Source organism: Primorskyibacter flagellatus, from assembly GCF_900176485.1.
GTDB lineage: Bacteria > Pseudomonadota > Alphaproteobacteria > Rhodobacterales > Rhodobacteraceae > Primorskyibacter > Primorskyibacter flagellatus.
This window is the reverse complement of the sequence record NZ_FWYD01000019.1, coordinates 15,424-31,119: the sequence shown is the minus strand read 5'-3', so window position 1 is coordinate 31,119 and position 15,696 is coordinate 15,424. Positions and strand designations below refer to the sequence as shown.

At 58.6% G+C, this 15,696-nt stretch carries 16 protein-coding genes; 13 read left to right on the top strand and 3 right to left on the bottom strand.

Annotated elements, in window-relative coordinates; all coding sequences use genetic code 11:
• The first annotated feature begins 67 nt into the window (after positions 1-67).
• From B8991_RS16745 to B8991_RS16735, 3 genes are read left to right on the top strand one after another with little or no spacing between them, the layout of a single operon-like run.
• Positions 68-1,615, top strand: a complete 1,548-nt coding sequence (locus B8991_RS16745; protein WP_084354088.1) for an ABC transporter ATP-binding protein — start codon at positions 68-70, stop codon at positions 1,613-1,615.
• Positions 1,605-2,675, top strand: coding sequence for an ABC transporter permease (locus B8991_RS16740; RefSeq protein ID WP_084354087.1), 1,071 nt, complete (start codon positions 1,605-1,607; stop codon positions 2,673-2,675). Before B8991_RS16745 ends, B8991_RS16740 begins: the two co-directional genes overlap by 11 nt.
• A complete protein-coding gene (locus B8991_RS16735; protein WP_084354086.1) occupies positions 2,675-3,595 on the top strand; it encodes an ABC transporter permease in 921 nt (306 codons plus the stop codon). Before B8991_RS16740 ends, B8991_RS16735 begins: the two co-directional genes overlap by 1 nt.
• Before the next feature lie 666 nt (positions 3,596-4,261).
• Here B8991_RS16735 and B8991_RS16730 read toward each other — a convergent pair.
• A complete protein-coding gene (locus B8991_RS16730) occupies positions 4,262-4,687 on the bottom strand; it encodes a winged helix-turn-helix transcriptional regulator (protein WP_218673238.1) in 426 nt (141 codons plus the stop codon).
• A gap of 77 nt (positions 4,688-4,764) precedes the next feature.
• On the opposite strand from B8991_RS16730, the gene B8991_RS16725 reads away from it, so the two are divergent.
• Both B8991_RS16725 and B8991_RS16720 read left to right on the top strand, forming a co-directional pair.
• On the top strand, positions 4,765-5,253 hold the full coding sequence (locus tag B8991_RS16725) for an SRPBCC family protein (protein WP_179141525.1): 489 nt from the start codon (positions 4,765-4,767) through the stop codon (positions 5,251-5,253).
• Between the two features lie 8 nt (positions 5,254-5,261).
• A complete protein-coding gene (locus tag B8991_RS16720) occupies positions 5,262-5,594 on the top strand; it encodes a TfoX/Sxy family protein (protein ID WP_084354084.1) in 333 nt (110 codons plus the stop codon).
• 407 nt (positions 5,595-6,001) lie between these two features.
• Here B8991_RS16720 and B8991_RS16715 read toward each other — a convergent pair whose 3' ends face one another.
• The gene (locus B8991_RS16715) at positions 6,002-6,955 is read right to left on the bottom strand and encodes an alpha/beta hydrolase (RefSeq protein WP_084354083.1); all 954 of its coding nucleotides are present in this window, start codon (positions 6,953-6,955) and stop codon (positions 6,002-6,004) included.
• A gap of 2 nt (positions 6,956-6,957) precedes the next feature.
• Complete coding sequence (locus tag B8991_RS16710; RefSeq protein WP_084354082.1) at positions 6,958-8,550, bottom strand: RcgA family putative transporter; 1,593 nt, start codon at positions 8,548-8,550, stop codon at positions 6,958-6,960.
• An 826-nt stretch (positions 8,551-9,376) separates the two neighbouring features.
• On the opposite strand from B8991_RS16710, the gene B8991_RS16700 reads away from it, so the two are divergent.
• The 8 genes from B8991_RS16700 (at position 9,377) to B8991_RS16665 (ending at position 15,692) form a co-directional block, all read left to right on the top strand.
• Complete coding sequence (locus B8991_RS16700) at positions 9,377-9,694, top strand: hypothetical protein (RefSeq protein WP_084354080.1); 318 nt, start codon at positions 9,377-9,379, stop codon at positions 9,692-9,694.
• Between the two features lie 78 nt (positions 9,695-9,772).
• Positions 9,773-10,378, top strand: a complete 606-nt coding sequence (locus B8991_RS16695) for a lytic transglycosylase domain-containing protein (RefSeq protein ID WP_143514642.1) — start codon at positions 9,773-9,775, stop codon at positions 10,376-10,378.
• 18 nt (positions 10,379-10,396) lie between these two features.
• Positions 10,397-10,714, top strand: coding sequence for a TrbC/VirB2 family protein (locus tag B8991_RS16690; protein ID WP_084354078.1), 318 nt, complete (start codon positions 10,397-10,399; stop codon positions 10,712-10,714).
• A gap of 33 nt (positions 10,715-10,747) precedes the next feature.
• Positions 10,748-11,032: a VirB3 family type IV secretion system protein gene (locus B8991_RS16685; RefSeq protein ID WP_084354077.1), complete on the top strand. Its 285-nt coding sequence runs from the start codon at positions 10,748-10,750 to the stop codon at positions 11,030-11,032.
• Complete coding sequence (locus tag B8991_RS16680; RefSeq protein WP_084354076.1) at positions 11,022-13,391, top strand: VirB4 family type IV secretion/conjugal transfer ATPase; 2,370 nt, start codon at positions 11,022-11,024, stop codon at positions 13,389-13,391. The genes B8991_RS16685 and B8991_RS16680 overlap by 11 nt, the downstream gene beginning before the upstream one ends.
• Positions 13,388-13,726, top strand: a complete 339-nt coding sequence (locus tag B8991_RS16675; RefSeq protein WP_084354075.1) for a hypothetical protein — start codon at positions 13,388-13,390, stop codon at positions 13,724-13,726. Before B8991_RS16680 ends, B8991_RS16675 begins: the two co-directional genes overlap by 4 nt.
• A 6-nt stretch (positions 13,727-13,732) precedes the next feature.
• On the top strand, positions 13,733-14,896 hold the full coding sequence (locus B8991_RS16670; RefSeq protein ID WP_143514641.1) for a lytic transglycosylase domain-containing protein: 1,164 nt from the start codon (positions 13,733-13,735) through the stop codon (positions 14,894-14,896).
• A gap of 1 nt (position 14,897) precedes the next feature.
• Entirely contained in the window at positions 14,898-15,692 is a 795-nt protein-coding gene (locus B8991_RS16665; RefSeq protein WP_084354074.1) for a type IV secretion system protein, read from the top strand.
• Positions 15,693-15,696 lie beyond the last annotated feature (4 nt).

Genomic DNA, 15,696 nt, shown 5'->3' with positions numbered 1-15,696 from the left:
AAAAGGAAGGATTGCCTGCCGCACTCTGCCTGGCGGGCAACCCACCGGAACAAAGGTAAAACGCGCAATGACACCACGATTGGAACTCCGTGGCATCAGCAAGTCATACCCTGGTGTGCTTGCCAATGATGACATCTCGCTGTCCGTTCTCCCCGGCGAAATTCACGCCGTGCTGGGCGAAAACGGTGCCGGGAAAAGCACGCTCATGAAAATCATCTACGGGGCTACCCCGGCGGATGCAGGGCAAATCTACTGTGACGGCAAGGCTGTGCCCGAGCATGGCCCCGCGGTTTCGCGGGAACTGGGAATCGAAATGGTCTACCAGCATTTCGCCCTGTTTGAATCAATCACGGTGGTTGAAAACATCGCCCTGTCGATGCCCGGCAAGATGGACCTAAAGGGACTTGCTCTCCGGATCCGCGAAGTCTCGGAACGCTACGGGCTGCCAATTGATCCTGACCGCCTGGTGCTTTCGCTGTCGGTCGGGGAACGGCAGAGGGTGGAGATTGTCCGCTGCCTGCTGCGCCAGCCCAAGCTGCTGATCCTGGATGAGCCGACTTCGGTTCTCACCCCGCAGGCGGTGCGGAAGCTGTTTGAGACGCTGCGCCAGCTCTCTGACGAAGGCTGCAGCATTCTCTACATCAGCCACAAGCTGGACGAGGTGCGCGAGCTTTGCCACAGCGCCACCGTGCTGCGCGGAGGCAAAGTCACCGGCGAGACCGACCCGCGTCAGGCGACCTCTGCCGAGCTGGCCCGCATGATGGTGGGCAAGGACCTGCCGGAAATGATGGTGGAGCCATCGGAACTCAGCCACATGCCGCTCTTGTCGGTGAACAACCTGAACTTGGCACCGGAAACGGTTACCGGCACATCGCTGAAAGCGGTGAGTCTTGAGGTCTTTGGCGGCGAGATCGTCGGAATCGCCGGCGTCTCGGGCAATGGCCAGGGCGAACTGGCCGCCGCCATCAGCGGCGAGAAGATCACCAGCGCTGCCGAAGACATCGTCCTTGAAGGGCGTCCGATCGGCCACCTCAATGCCGGTCGCCGCCGCGATCTGGGCCTGGGTTTCGTGCCGGAAGAACGGCTTGGCCGCGGCGCTGTGCCGCCCTATGAGCTGTCGGAAAATGCGCTGCTGACCGCCCACCGGCTGGGCATGGTCAAACACGGGATGGCCAACCGACGGAAGGCACGGGACTTCGCCGCCGACGTGATCGAAAAATACAACGTCAAGGCCAGCGGCCCCAGCGCCAAGGCGCACGGCCTGTCCGGCGGCAACCTGCAGAAGTTCATCATGGGCCGGGAAATCGAGCTTTCCCCCAAGGTGCTGCTTGTCTCGCAGCCTACATGGGGCGTGGATGTTGGCGCCGCCGCCTATGTGCGGCAGACACTGATCGACCTCAGCCGCTCCGGCCAGGCAGTTATTGTGATCTCCGAAGAGCTGGAGGAGCTGTTCGAGATCTGCGACCGGCTCTACGTCATATGCAATGGCGAGCTGACGCCGTCGCTTAACCGCGCCGATACCAACGTTGAAGAAGTCGGCCTTCTCATGACAGGCACCGGCAGCAAACCCGCTGCGCCCGATGTGCAAACGGAAAGTGTCAGATATGCTGTTTAAGATCGAAGCCCGCGCCGAACCCTCGCGCGAGATGGCTATTGCCGCCCCGTTGATCGCAACCGGGCTGACCGTTGTCATCAGCTCCCTGTTCTTCCTGTCACTGGGCTACAATCCATTCGTGACGCTCTACACCTTCTTCATCGAGCCGCTTACCACGATGAACGGGATATCCGAGTGGCTGCTGAAAGCTTCTCCGCTGATCCTGATCGCCTGCGGGCTTGCCATCGGTTTCCGCGCGAATGTCTGGAACATCGGCGCGGAGGGGCAGCTGATCATGGGGGCGGTCGCCGCCACCGGCGTCGGCCTGTTCGCGCCCTGGCAGGAAAGCCCGCTGCTGCTGCCTTCGATGGTCATTGCAGGCATGCTGGCCGGTATCGCATGGGCCGCCATACCGGCCTTCCTCAAGGATCGCATGAACACCAACGAGATCCTGGTGACGCTGATGCTCACCTATGTCGCCGCGCTGGTCCTGTCCTATCTGGTTCACGGCCCCTGGCGCGATCCGGAAGGCTTCAATTTCCCGCAGACCGCACTGTTGCCCTACAACGGCATGTTTGAGGTCTTCGACTATTCCTACCGGCTGAACACCTCAATCTTCTTCACCGGAATCGTTGTCGCCGTCACCTGGCTGTTCACCGAGCGCAGCTTCATGGGCTACAAGATGTCGGTGGGGGGCGTGGCCCCCGCGGCGGCCAAGTTTGCCGGCTTCAACGCCTCGGCCTCGATCTGGATCGGCCTGCTGGCCTCGGGTGCCGCAGCCGGACTAGCAGGAATGATGGAAGCCGCAGGCCCGCTGGGGCAGCTTTCGCCGCAAATTTCGCCCGGCTACGGCTTTGCCGCCATCATCGTGGCCTTCATCGGTCGCCTGAACGCCTTTGGCATCGTGCTGGGCGGGCTGTTGCTGTCGCTGCTCTACCTGGGTGGTGAAACGGTGCAGATGTCGCTGGGCCTGCCGTCCTCGATCGCGCTGATCTTCCAGGGGATGCTGCTGTTCTTCCTGCTGGCCAGCAACTTCCTGATCAATTTCCGCATCCGCAAAACCGCTGTGAGGGCCCACTGATGGATCTGTTCATTTCCATGTTCGCCGCGACGATCATCGCGGCAACCCCACTCATCTTCGCCGCGCTTGGCGAGCTGGTGGTCGAGAAATCGGGTGTCCTGAACCTCGGTATCGAAGGCATGATGCTGGTCGGCGCCGCTTTCGGGGTGTGGGCGCATTTTGCGGGCCTGCCGATGATCGTGGCGCTTGCTGCCGCGGTCCTGGCCGGCGCCGCCGCCTCGCTCCTGTTCGGCGTGCTGGCGCTTACGTTTATGACCAACCAATACGCGGCGGGTCTGGCGCTGGCGATTTTCGGCACCGGGGTTTCCGCCTTCATCGGCCGCGGCTTCGGCAGCACACCGGTGGATGCCATCCAGCCGATTCACTTACCCGGGCTTTCCGATATTCCGGTGATCGGGGCGATGTTCTTCCAATACGACCCGCTAGTCTATTTCTCCTTCGTGATGTTCGGCGCCGTCAGCTGGTTCCTCTACCGAACGAAAGCCGGGCTGGCTTTGCGCGCCATCGGCGAAAGCCCGGATTCCGCACATGCCATCGGCTTCGAAGTCATCAAGATCCGCTACCTTGCTGTGATGTTCGGAGGTGCCATGGCCGGGCTCGGCGGCGCCTACCTGTCGCTTGTGTATACGCCGCTTTGGGTGGAAAACATGACCGCAGGCCGCGGCTGGATTGCTCTGGCGCTGGTGGTTTTCGCCGCCTGGCGTCCCAAACGGGTGATCTTGGGGGCTTGGCTGTTCGGCGGTATGACAATCCTGCAGCTGCAGGGGCAGGCAATCGGATTGAAGGTTCCTTCGGAGCTTCTGTCCGCGCTGCCATATCTGGCCACTATCGCCGTCCTCGTTCTGATCTCCCGGAACCGGCAGGCTATGGCACTGGACTTCCCGGTGTCGCTGGCTCAGCCGTTTCGTCCAAAGGGGTAAGGAACGCTCTACTGCCCGCCAACGCGATGGCGGGCAGAACCTTTTGAAAACATTATGTTTCAATTTGCCTGACGGATTCAAAGAAGTGCCTCGAAGGCAATGGTTGCCGATCAAACAACTTGGCAGCGCTTCGAAGAACTTGAGTAATTGTCTGCGCCGGATCGAACGATTGAAGACAACAGTGCCGTCGGACGCAATGCCGTGAACCTGAAAAACGTCCTTGCCCAGATCTAATTCTACTGTCGTGACTTGCATGGTGGGGCTCCTTTCCTTTCAGAAGATGACATCCACAGTTTGCCGCAATGCGCGGCGATTGGGAGCAGACGCCATCCACCCCATCCGCTCCACGTTAGCCCGTCGTGGTTGCAGCGAAAGGGCGGTTCAAATATCGCGCCTCAGACTGGCATTGAATGACCGGATTGGCGACATCGGCTGCCAGGCAGCGATGAGTGTGCCGCACCTGCGAGCGGATGCTGCGTCAGCAAACACCCGGAAGGGCAACGGCTGCAAAGTCCCGCACACCGGACACAAACCCAGTGACAGAACCTGCACGCCAAAAACGGTCCTTTCCGCCGGTGACAGAAACGGTTGAGTTTTGGCACATCTTGCGGCGCGGCGAAGGTCAGAAACGAGGCTAGTGGCAAGGAGTACGCCTGTCGTGTAGTGTCACTGTTTCGGAATCTCCAGAATCTCTTCATGGACGCCGGTCGCTCCCCATCGGACGATTTCCGCTAGGATTGGAAGCAGAGCCTTGCCCCTCGGTGCGAGAGAGTATTCGACCTTCTTCGGCACAACCGGATACTCCCGCCGGTCGATCAGGCCCAGCTCAGTCATGTCCTTCAATTCTCGGCTCAGAATGCGCGGTGTCACTGGTTTGCCCAAGCCGCCCTTGACCAATGAGCGTCCGATCTCGCCGAACCGCTGCGGCCCACGATGGAGGACGCACAGGATGTGTAGCTTGTAGCGCCCTCCCACGATCTTGTTGAACGCGATGGCCGGGCAGAGCGAGATGTGGGTCATGTCGAGACCGGTCAGAAGGGACACGCTTGGCCCCTTATGGGTGTCGCTATCAAGCGCCATAGGAAATCCCATACTATCCTTTTTGTCCATATTTACGAAACCGTACTACCACTTGTAGTCTGCAATCAATGTCGAAAAGGAGAATGAACATGGCAGATGCCGATGCACCCGACGCTCAAGATGAGGTGAGGGCTACAACAGACCCGAAGACAGGCGAAATCGAAGCTTCTGGAGTTTTCGAAACCTCGCCTGAGCGCCTGTTCCGAGCGCTCACAACCAAGGAGATCTGCAACTGGTGGGTCCGACCGGGCGTATTCAACACTCAGGAATGGAGCGGCGATGTCCGGGAAGGCGGCCGTTGGGCTGCCGCAGGCGTCGGTGGAGGTCAACCTTACCAGCTTGAAGGAGAGTTCGTGGTCTTCGAAGAGCCAAACAGGCTCGTGCAGACCTGGAAGGCTGTCGGCGCTCCCTTTGAACCCGCGATGCTGACCTACGAGCTGGAGCCGCGATCAGACGGTGTGCAACTAACGCTACGGCATAGCGGACTGCCAAACGCTGAAGTATGCGAGAAAACCCGCGCCGGTTGGGAAACCAGCCTGATGCGGCTTCAAGAAATCATCGCAGCCGAGAAACGTTGAAGCTGCGCATGGCCTATGATGAAGCCCTTGCTGCCCGTGTCCGGAACGCTTTGTCAGACGCGGGCGAGCTGCGCGAGCAGAAGATGATGGGGGCGCTGTGCTTCATGATCGGCGATCATATGTGCTGCGGAGTGACCGGCAATGCGCTCATGGTCCGAGTGGGGCGGGATGGTTATGATACGGCCTTGGCGGAAGAGCATGTTCGCCCCATGGAGATGACCGGCGGGCGAAGACCGCGTGGTTTCGTGCTTGTCGATCCTCCCGGCATCGGCACCGATGAGGCACTACATCGGTGGATCAGGCGCGGTCGAACCTTCGTATCCACGCTTCCCGCGAAGTAGCCCGCTGGCTGAACTGTTCTGTCGTTTGCAATAGCGGTCAACGCAAGGTCTGTCCCGCTCGCCGGACACAAACCCCCTGACAGAACCTATGCGCCAAAAACGGTCGATTTTGTCCCGGCTTGTCAATCGTCGAGAGTTGTTGGAAATCTTTGTGACACAAACCCTTGGCGAAACCCGCTAAGGTTTTGACAGGTTTTTGTCGACACCAAAAGCTGATCCCTGTCTCGACCATCTTTCATGCGAGCCTCCTTGAAACCGCCCATGTCCCACTGTCCTGTTCGGGCTACTTTTCAATCGCAGTTCTGTTCATGACAAGACTGGCACTCGGCTCGATCAGTCTTCGGTTCAGGGGCACCGAAGAACGCGCCCGTTCGGTCAGCAACACGTGCCCAGCGGGCGCCTTTGCCCTAACCATCCCCAAACCCTTCAAAATGAGCCGCAATTTCAGAAATAATTCGCTGACGAACCCTTGGTGTCTCCAGCAACAGCGCATGCTTGGCGCCGGAAATCATCTCGAAGCGTCCGTCGGGCCAATCATTTAAGCGATCTCGAATAGCATTGATATCGACAAGCCCATCGTGATCTCCACAGAAAGCCACGCACGGGACATTTGGCGAGCGAGCTTTGGTAAGGCGACCGCACTCCGATAGACTTTGATGAAGCCACCGCATACTTGAACCAGCCGTTTGCAGACATGGTTGCAAACGAGCTTGGCGGACCCAGTAGCCGTACTGATCCGGGTCGTTGGTGATCCTGTTGCCTTCGAATGGATTGCTCAGAGCATAGTTTTCCCCATTATGCCCAGGTATGTAGCTTTCTCCTCTTCCGAACGCCTGAGCCGCCCATGAAACCGGCCGTGCGATCAGACGCTGAACTTTTGACATCTTGAGACCCCACATAGGTGCCGTAAATGCGCATGCTGATACAGGCATGCCGTTGAGCAACGCCCTCAAACCAATACATCCACCCATGGAGTTCCCAAGCAAGAACCAAGGTTTTGGCATTTCCAGTTCTGACGCTGTTGCGATCATTGCAGCAACATCTAGCTGATAGTCAGAAAAGCGGTCCACATGGAGGGTGTTGGGGTCAGCAATGACGCGATCAGAGAGACCGTGCCCCCGCCAATCGATTATGATTGTCGAGAAACCGAAATTCGCGAACGCTTTCGCTGTGCGACCATGCATTTCAATATACTCGGTGCGTCCGGGAAACAGAAGTATCGTACCCTTCTCCGGACCCGGCACCCTCCATGATCCAACCCTCAGGCGGAAGCCGTCTGCAGTTTCAACCCAATAGGACGCACCATTACCCGGACCTTCCGCTATCTCGGGAAAGAAAGGAGCTGCCTTCAACATCGTCATCTTCAGGGTGCTCCTTCCTGGCCCAAATGATCAGAACCACGATGAAAAACGCTCAAGAATACCAGAAGGATACTGGCCCAAAGCAGAATCGAAAAACCGGTAAACTGGCCCAGAAACCCAAAATTTACCGCCATCATGACGATCACCGCATTGTACTTCCACCAGGGAATTCTTGTGTGGACCGTGGATGCATGAGAGCCGAGCAGATGTAGCGCACCGCGAATTCGTAAGGCGCAGATAACGTACACGAAGCATGGAATGAACAAGACAAAGAAGCTCGTGATGGAGGCCGACGGAGTTTTGTCGAACCAGCCCCAGTCGCTCGTTCCCAAGCCGAGCGCGGCGTATGTATCTTCAAGCAGCCAAGAAACGATGTTGCTGGCGTCGGTCATGAGATAAACCGCGACCAGTTTGATCTGAGTGGCAATCAAAACGGCCAACACGGTGTAGTCGTGGAGGCCTCTCGCTATTTTCGCTCCAATAACAGACGCATGACGCACAGCCTCGTCATTGTCAGAGCCAACCTGCTCTCGGCAAATCTCACCGAAGTCGCACGCGAGAACGTATATCAGCAACAGCCCAGCAAACAGGAACCAGTAGGCGACACCGGAGGTAAGGTTGGCAAAGGCGGAGAGATATACGGCTTCTGAAAAAGAGATAACATCCGGCCGCTCGATCGCAACAAGAATCCAGTCGACGACGCGGTCCCCCACGTCATCCTGTAGTAATGGCCGCAAGTACGCCCCATACCATTGAACCAGAAACACGATTATCAGGCTGACGAGTAAAACGGCCCAGAAGGCTGTCGAATGTGCTTGGAGCTTGCGCTCCCACGCGATCTTTGAACCCGAGCGATCTTGTTGAGGCAATAGTGACGAGCGCCATTCCCCGCGCCAGTCCTGTATCAGAGCCGATACCAAAATGATCATGATCGGCAACCAGATCAGCCTGTCCAAAATCCAGTTTGGGGACCAGAAGAGACCCACTTGCTTGGAAACACCTTCGACCGGATTGTACGTAACGATGTGCGTTCCAACGATATAGCTCGCAAAAATCAGAAAGGCCTGACCACCCCACAGCAGCACAATCGCACTGAATGGGTTGCCTCCCAGGAACATGGATTCCGACAGATTTGCGACAGTGTTTCTTGTTGATTTTTCGGGCGCGCTCAGATCGCATGGTGGAGACGGGCGGTCCGTGATGTCGCTGGTCTGTACAGCGTGCCGAATTTTGCTTCGTTTCCGCCTATCGGCGACCAGTTTGGCCTGAGAAGCACTCAACGCCGCCTGCCATCGACTAGTCTTTTCCGGATCTCCGCATCCGAATATTCGGGCCAGCCAACGAATATTGGACGTACTGATGCCTTTCACGTTGTCCTGAAACCAAAGCTGCACAGTGCGTAGCTCGATGCCTGCGCGGTTAGCTTCAATTCGGGAGATTGCCTCGGCGAGTAGTTCGGCTGTCCACGGGCCAAGAGGGAAACCGTTCTCATCAACAGGCCGACCCACGCCACCGGATGCAGCTTGCTTGAATAGTGCCTTGAAGTCTCTGTCCTCGCCATCTGGGGGGATGAAAAACTTACCATTAATTACCAAAGGCTTATCACCCTCCGTTTCGTTCTGTTTCGTTTGGATTCACTTAATTCCGCGATTTTGTCTGTTCGATTACAACCTCCCCGGAAAATTTTTTTCTAGCAAAAACAATGTTCTGCGGGGTTAGATTTCGTTCTGTTTCGTTCTGTTTCGTATCATTACGTGACCTTAGTTTCTAAAGCGGATCAACCCTTACGTGCATCATACTGCAAAACACAACGTTTGGCGGAAATCCGCGCATCAACGTCCTTGGAGGGCAGAAAATGGGAAAACAGCTCAGCAGTGACGCGTTCGCTGAAAACGATCTGACCGCACTGAGAGGTCAAAGGGTGCATGCAACGCCCATCAAGCGCGTCCTGGATGCAAACACCCGGCAAGTTGTCGGTTGGCTGTATCGGTGGAACACAGGCCACCTATCTGTGATGTGGAAGGGCGAGAGGTGTGAGAATTTCGTCTACGAGTGACCACTCAGTGCGGTCAGTTCGGGTCCATTGAAAAATTGACAAGGTGCTGTTGTGCGGCTCTGCAACGTCTGGCGCGAAGTGAAACGGACGTTGCAGAGCCGCACCGCTATAGCCCGGATGATGAATACTCGACACATATTAGCGCCCCTCGACAGGGCAACTTTGCTTTATTTTCAAGCAAGGCGGTCGTATCAGTTGGTCGATCGAAAAAAGAATTGCCGCGATGACAATATAGGGTTGCGTGGTGATAGTATAATGTCATAGGAATGAGGTGCCCGTGAAGGGTGCCTCAGTCCTGCTGCTTGGAGGACTAGAGGCTGGATAGGGACCTGCAAAAAGAGACGCCGAATGTGGCCTCAGAATCAATGTTCCGCGAGTTGTTGCCGAAAGGCTACCAAGCTGAAATCGTTTGCCGGGAAGAGGCATATCGGAAGGCGTCAGTTTGGTATGGCGAATGGGTCGTTCGCCTGGTTAATCGCGACCGCACCTATGAAAAGATACTGTGCACGACCCCTCGATGGGGCGCTACGGTCGACGAATTCAAGGTCAGGACATTCCGAACAATCAACGGTTTATCATCCTTCATGCACGACCTTGGCTTCACCCACATGGATGTTCCATTCGTTGCCGGTGGACGGTCTGTTCAATCGCTTCCTGACGAGGCCCTCGAAGACTCTCGCTGATCTGCTCGCTAAATTTGCGCTGGCTGACACCTGCCGTGGCGAGATCGGCGGCGCTCTATGACTCCCCGTATCACCATAATGTTTATTATCGGAGGTCTGTTTGCGGCCTCTTCGGCGGCGGCTGAACCCTTCGTTATCAACTTCAATACCGGTGGTTCCAAGCCCCGCAACCTGGTGGCTTTCACCGCCCCGGATGAGCCTCAGCGCGACGAACAGACCGCATCGCTGGCAGCCCCTGCGCCAATGCCAGCCCGCGCGCACGCCAAGCCCGAAGTCGTAGAAATGATCCGGCGTGTCGGGCAACGGTATGCGTCGCACCCGGCGCTTCGCGCGGCCGGAATAAGCGGCCTCGACTGGCTTCACCTGTTCCAAGCCAATATCGAGATCGAGTCCGCCTACAAGATAAGCGCGCGCTCCCATGTGGGTGCGATCGGCCTGGGCCAGCTGATGCCTGCGACGGCACGGGATCTCGGCGTGAACCCGCGTGACCCTGAACAGAACCTTGATGGGTCCGCGCGGTATCTTCTGTCGATGCTCAACAAATTCGGAACACCAGCACTGGCGCTCGCGGCCTATAACGCCGGGCCGGATGCGGTGTCGCGACATGGCGGCATCCCGCCCTTTCGCGAAACCCAAGGCCACGTCCGAAAGGTTCTGGGCGTCTGGTCCAGACTTCGCAGCTAAAACCGAGAGGAAAACCATATGGAACAAAACAAGATCAAACTTGCCAGCTTGTGCCTTCTGGCCTGTCTGGTGGCGGCCCCTGCCTATGCGCAGGCCATCGATACATCGGGGCTGAACAATTTCTTCGTGTCCGTGATCAACGCGCTGACGGGCCTGACGGGTCGTCTGTTCATGACCATCGTGGCGGTGGGCGCGCTGATCGCCGGGGCGGTCAACGTCCTCGATTGGGGGCGCGTCATTGGCATTCTGGTCATCATCGTCCTGATCGGCGGCATCCCCACAATCGTCGACTCGATCTGGCTCGGAACAACCGTGTCCGCAACCGCCACCCCGTAAACGGGCACCTTTGGAAATGAACGGAGCTTTCAGATGAGATCGGAAGGACGCAACACGCTCTACCTTGCGCTGACCAAATCGCCCCGGCTGCTTGGCCTGCCCTATGGCTACGGCATCTTGTTGCTCGTGGTTTGCGTCCTTCCCCTCATCTGGCTTTCGAGCCTTTGGACGCTTGGCTGGTGTGCCCTTTGGTATATCGGCCTGCGCATCGCCTCTGAACAGGACGACAAGGCGATTGAAGCCTTCCTGAAAGGCACGGCGGCTGTGCCGCCCACGCAAAGCAAACGGATCTTCGGAGGCGACAGCTATGGCCCTTAATCTCTCGCCCTCCCTGCTCAGCTTCGTGGCAAGTGACAAGCTGGTGCCTGCGGGCATGATGCACCTGCCTTATGTATCGCTGATAGACGACACCACAATCCGGCTGCGCGACAACGGCATCCTGCAATGCCTGCGCGTCGAAGGGCTGGACTCCCTGACGACCAGGACAAACGAGCTTGAAGTGGTGCGCGATGCCATCGCGGCGGTGTTGGGTCAGATCCCCGCCGGGTTTGCCATCTATGTCCACAAGATCAGCCGAGCCCTGGCGGCGAATGATCTTGTGGCGCCCATCATGAGCGGCGGCATGGCCGAAGAGATCGACCGGCGCTGGCGGGGCCACCTCACTGCGCGCGGCCTGCGCGACCGCAGCCTGACCATATCGGTGATGAAGCACCCCACAGCGTCCAGCATTCGCGCAGCGGTGGGAGGACTGTCGAGAAAGAACACGTCGGACACGCGGGCAAAAGACGCGAGGTCCATCGAGCAAGTCTCAGAAATCATACGCTTCTTCCGCGCAGCCCTTGGCGATATGTCAACACGGGTTCTCAGCGAACAATCCGGCGAGCTGCTGGGGTTTCTGAACTCGATCCAGACCGGCGTCGAGACGCCCATCCGTCACCCCCGGAACCTCTCGGTGCTGGCCGATGTGGTCTTCAACGAGCGGGTGACGTTTGAAGCCGATCACTTCAAGCTCTTCGATGGCGTCCACGGCACGCGCTACGGCGATCTGCGCGCGATCAAGGATTACAGCCCGGAAACCTGGGTGACGATGTTCGATGAGTTCGCGCTGCCCTGCGATTATGTCATTTCGCAGAGTTTTTCGCCTCTTTCCAGGAACAAGGCGGCCGACCTTGTATCGCGGCAACGCAAGATCATGCGATCGACAGATGACGCGCGGGTCTCGCTGGCCGAACAGGCCGCACGGCTGGAAGAGGATGTTCTGACCGGCTCACAAGGGCTTGGCGAACATCACGCAACAGTTTCACTGATCTCTCCAAGCTTGCAGAAACTAAAGGAAACCCTGTCCCTGATGGACGGGGTTGCGGCAGGCGCGGGCGTCAAGCTGATCCGCGACAGCTGGCTGCTCAAGGCGCATTACTTCTCGCAATGGCCGGGCAATGGCTGGATGCGGGCGCGCACGGCCGTCACGACCAACACCAACATGGCCGACTTTTGCTCGCTGCACCGCTCCAACCTTGGCGCGGGCGCGGGCGACGTTCCATGGGCCTCACCCGTCGCCCTCTTCCCCACCGTCGATGGATCTCTGCGCCAGTTCAACTTCCATGAGAACGGCTCACCAAGCGGCGCTCCAACGGCAGGCCACTCGATCATCATCGGCAAGACAGGCACCGGCAAATCGCTTCTGGCCGGGTTTCTCATGGCGCAGCTGGCCCGTGTGGACGCGCGGATTTTCGTCTTCGATTACCGGCGCGGTCTGGAAATGGCCACGCGCGGCCTTCGCGGGTCTTACTCGACAATCCTTGCAGGCGAGCCAACCGGGCTCAATCCGCTCTCGGTCGAGGTGGACGAAGAGGGCGTGGGATGGCTGGCCGACTGGCTGTCGCGGATCATCAATCCGAACGGCACCATGACCCCTACTCAGAACCGGCGGATCATTGAAGTGTGCCAGGCCAATGCGGACGCGCCTGCAGGCTTGCGAAACTGGACCGACTTTGCCAAGCAGTTCAACATGACCGACGACGACGGGGCGCTGTCGATGCTGGTGCAGGAATGGCAGCACGGCGGGCGGTATGGCTGGGTCTTCGGGTCTGGCCGTCCGGACAGCTTTTCCCTGCAGGGCGATATTGTCGGCTTCGATCTGACGCAAATCATGGATGCCGATAGCGAACGCGAACGCATGGCGGTGCTGAGCTACATCTTCCGCCGCGTCGAACGCCAGCTGCGCGACGGACGCCGGACGGTCGTTCTGATTGATGAAGCCTGGAAGGCCGTGGACAACCCCTATTTTGCCGCACGCATCAAAGGCTGGCTGGTCAGTCTCAGAAAGCAAAACTGCGTCGTCGTCATGATGGCGCAAAACCCAAGGCAATTGTCAGACAGCAAGGTCGGCTCGGATATTTTCTCCAGCTTTTCCACGCAGGTTCTGCTGCCGAACCCGCAGGCCAATGCCGAGGATTTCGCCGATCTGCGGCTGACCGACAAAGAGCTCTCCTTCTGCATGAACAAGTCGCTGACCAGATCCTGCCTCGTCAGGGATCAGATCACCTCGACCCTCTGCGACATAGACCTCTCGTCCCTTGGAAACCTGCTGCACGTGCTTGGCGGCGGTCGGGCCGGCCAGGACGTTGTTGGCGAGGATTACCGGGAACATCCAAGATTTTGGGAGAAAGCCCTATGAAGATGAAAGCCGTTTTTCTGACCGCAGGGTTGCTCCTGGTGTCCGCCTGTGTCGGTCCCCCGCAAGAAGCGCGCTGCAAGTGCTTCACCAAAGACGGGACGCTGACCGGGAATTGCGACTTCGAACGCCTGCCGCCCGAACAACCCACCTTCAAATTTGTGAGTAGCGGCACGGCTCCCCAGATCTGCGGGTCTTCCGCGTCCTTCGGGGCGGGTCAGCCTGCCGCGCAGGATACGGCCCTGATCGAATTGGGGGAAGATGGCGCGCTGAAACTGACGGAGGCGCTGTCGCGCGTCCTCAAGTCGGACGGCACAATCAAAGCTGGCGGGGGATGACCGGCCATGATGCGCAACGCCCTCATTGTTGTCTGTTCGGCCCTGGCCCTGCAAACGCAGGCGCAGGGCGTGCCGGTCATGGACACGCGGGCGGTGCAGCTGGAAGCGTCGAAGCTGACGAGCCGCGTTGAGGATATTGCGCTTCAGGAAAACAAGCTGGTCGGTCGCGACCGCATTCGCCAATACGAGGAACAGCAACTTCAGACGATAGATGAGATCCTGGCCGCTTTTGAGGGCGTGTCCAGCTATGACGGCACGTTCATGGTGGGCGACAGCACAAACGGCGCAGCCCCGCTGGAGGACGTCTACGGGCCGGTCGCAAACCCCGCAGGACGTCACCTTTTCGGTGACGCAAGAGAAACCATCGAGCAAATCATCATAAGGGGGGCGGCAGACACCTACCATCTGGCAGGCGTGGGGGCCGCTGGCCTGTCGCGCGTCCAGTGGCGGTGTCTGCTGCAAGCCCTCATCAAACAGGAAAGCGCGTTTCAGATCGGGGCGCGATCGCCTGCGGCCGCCTTTGGCCTCACGCAGATCATCCCGTCAACGGCGCAATATCTCGGCGTCTACCCTGGGTATTATGAAGACCCCTATCTGCAAGTCACCGGCGGGGCGCGCTACCTGGCCGAACAGTTGCAAAACTTCGGGGGCAACATCATCCATGCCCTTGCGGCCTATAATGCAGGCCCGGGTGCCGTCACCAAATATGGCGGCGTTCCTCCCTACGCCGAGACGCAAGGCTATGTGGCCCGCATTCCCCGGTTCTATAACGAGTATCTGGCGAAGGTCGGTGGCGCGGATGCCTTGGGCACGATCGACCCGGCTTATTACGCTCTGGCCGAGTATTCCTATGTCGGCAACAGCTCGATCTATTACGGCCAGTATCAGATCGCCACAGCGCGCGAGGCGCTGCTGCGTATCCGCGCCCTGATCACCCAGATCAGCGGCACCAGCGACCCCAAAGACGCCTATGACCTCAACACCATGATGAAGGCCGAAGCGACGCTGATCGGCTCTGCCCTGCTCAAGCTGCGCGCCGCCAGGACGATCCCGCTCTCTGCCGATCAACAGGCGCGCATGGCCGAGCAACGTCTCGCGGAAGCGTTCATGGCCGATATGACCCCGGCCCGCATTTCCATCCCATCCACGACCATCCCATCAGGAGGTTAGAATGTTGCCAAAGATCAAGATTGCCGCTGCGGTTTCCATCTCAATCCTGGCCTCGCCTGTCTCTGCTCAGGGCGTGCCGACCTTTGACAGCCAGTCGATCCTCAAGGAGATCGCGCAACTGGACCAGATGTTGCAGGATTTCGGCATCCAGAATGACCAGCTGGCCGAATTGCAAAACCAGCTTCAGGTTCTGCAAGACCAGTATGACAGGCTGCAAGAAATCCAGGCGGCGCTGCAAGATCCGACCTCGCTGATGAATCTCGTCATGGGCGACGGGCTTGACGGTGTGATCGAGACGGATTTCGACACCTCGTTTCTGGACGTCATTCAATCGGTGCAATCGGGCGACTTCACCGGCGTCGCCTCAACCATCCGCGACGCCGTGAAAGCGGATGTTGAGGACGCCTATACCCGCGCGGGCACCTCGGCGAGCGAAGTGGAAGCCCTGTCCACATCGACCAATCCGATTGCGCAGCGCAACGCGCAAGTCACAGCCTCGGGCGCGGTCACGTCGGCGGCTGCGCAAGTGGCCCACGCAGAGGCCGGACAGATTGTCGAGCGCGTGCGCGCCCTCGTGGACGACACGTCCAACATGACCGACCTGAAAGACAGCGTCGATCACAACACCCGCGTCACCGCCGAGATGGCAATCGCGCTGGCCGCGCTGATGCAACTGGAATCCGTCCAGACCATGAATGTTGGCGTGGCGGGCGTGGCAGACGCCGCCACGCTGGCCGATGTGCAGGGCTTCATGAGTGATTTCACGGTCCCCACCATCTCGATCCCCAAGAAGTGAGGCA

Coding starts and splice junctions, on each gene's coding strand:
- B8991_RS16745 (WP_084354088.1), top strand. CDS start 68: ATGACACCACGATTGGAACTCCGTGGCATCAGCAAGTCATACCCTGGT.
- B8991_RS16740 (WP_084354087.1), top strand. CDS start 1,605: ATGCTGTTTAAGATCGAAGCCCGCGCCGAACCCTCGCGCGAGATGGCT.
- B8991_RS16735 (WP_084354086.1), top strand. CDS start 2,675: ATGGATCTGTTCATTTCCATGTTCGCCGCGACGATCATCGCGGCAACC.
- B8991_RS16730 (WP_218673238.1), bottom strand. CDS start 4,687: ATGGGATTTCCTATGGCGCTTGATAGCGACACCCATAAGGGGCCAAGC.
- B8991_RS16725 (WP_179141525.1), top strand. CDS start 4,765: ATGGCAGATGCCGATGCACCCGACGCTCAAGATGAGGTGAGGGCTACA.
- B8991_RS16720 (WP_084354084.1), top strand. CDS start 5,262: ATGGCCTATGATGAAGCCCTTGCTGCCCGTGTCCGGAACGCTTTGTCA.
- B8991_RS16715 (WP_084354083.1), bottom strand. CDS start 6,955: ATGACGATGTTGAAGGCAGCTCCTTTCTTTCCCGAGATAGCGGAAGGT.
- B8991_RS16700 (WP_084354080.1), top strand. CDS start 9,377: ATGTTCCGCGAGTTGTTGCCGAAAGGCTACCAAGCTGAAATCGTTTGC.
- B8991_RS16695 (WP_143514642.1), top strand. CDS start 9,773: ATGTTTATTATCGGAGGTCTGTTTGCGGCCTCTTCGGCGGCGGCTGAA.
- B8991_RS16690 (WP_084354078.1), top strand. CDS start 10,397: ATGGAACAAAACAAGATCAAACTTGCCAGCTTGTGCCTTCTGGCCTGT.
- B8991_RS16685 (WP_084354077.1), top strand. CDS start 10,748: ATGAGATCGGAAGGACGCAACACGCTCTACCTTGCGCTGACCAAATCG.
- B8991_RS16680 (WP_084354076.1), top strand. CDS start 11,022: ATGGCCCTTAATCTCTCGCCCTCCCTGCTCAGCTTCGTGGCAAGTGAC.
- B8991_RS16675 (WP_084354075.1), top strand. CDS start 13,388: ATGAAGATGAAAGCCGTTTTTCTGACCGCAGGGTTGCTCCTGGTGTCC.
- B8991_RS16670 (WP_143514641.1), top strand. CDS start 13,733: ATGATGCGCAACGCCCTCATTGTTGTCTGTTCGGCCCTGGCCCTGCAA.
- B8991_RS16665 (WP_084354074.1), top strand. CDS start 14,898: ATGTTGCCAAAGATCAAGATTGCCGCTGCGGTTTCCATCTCAATCCTG.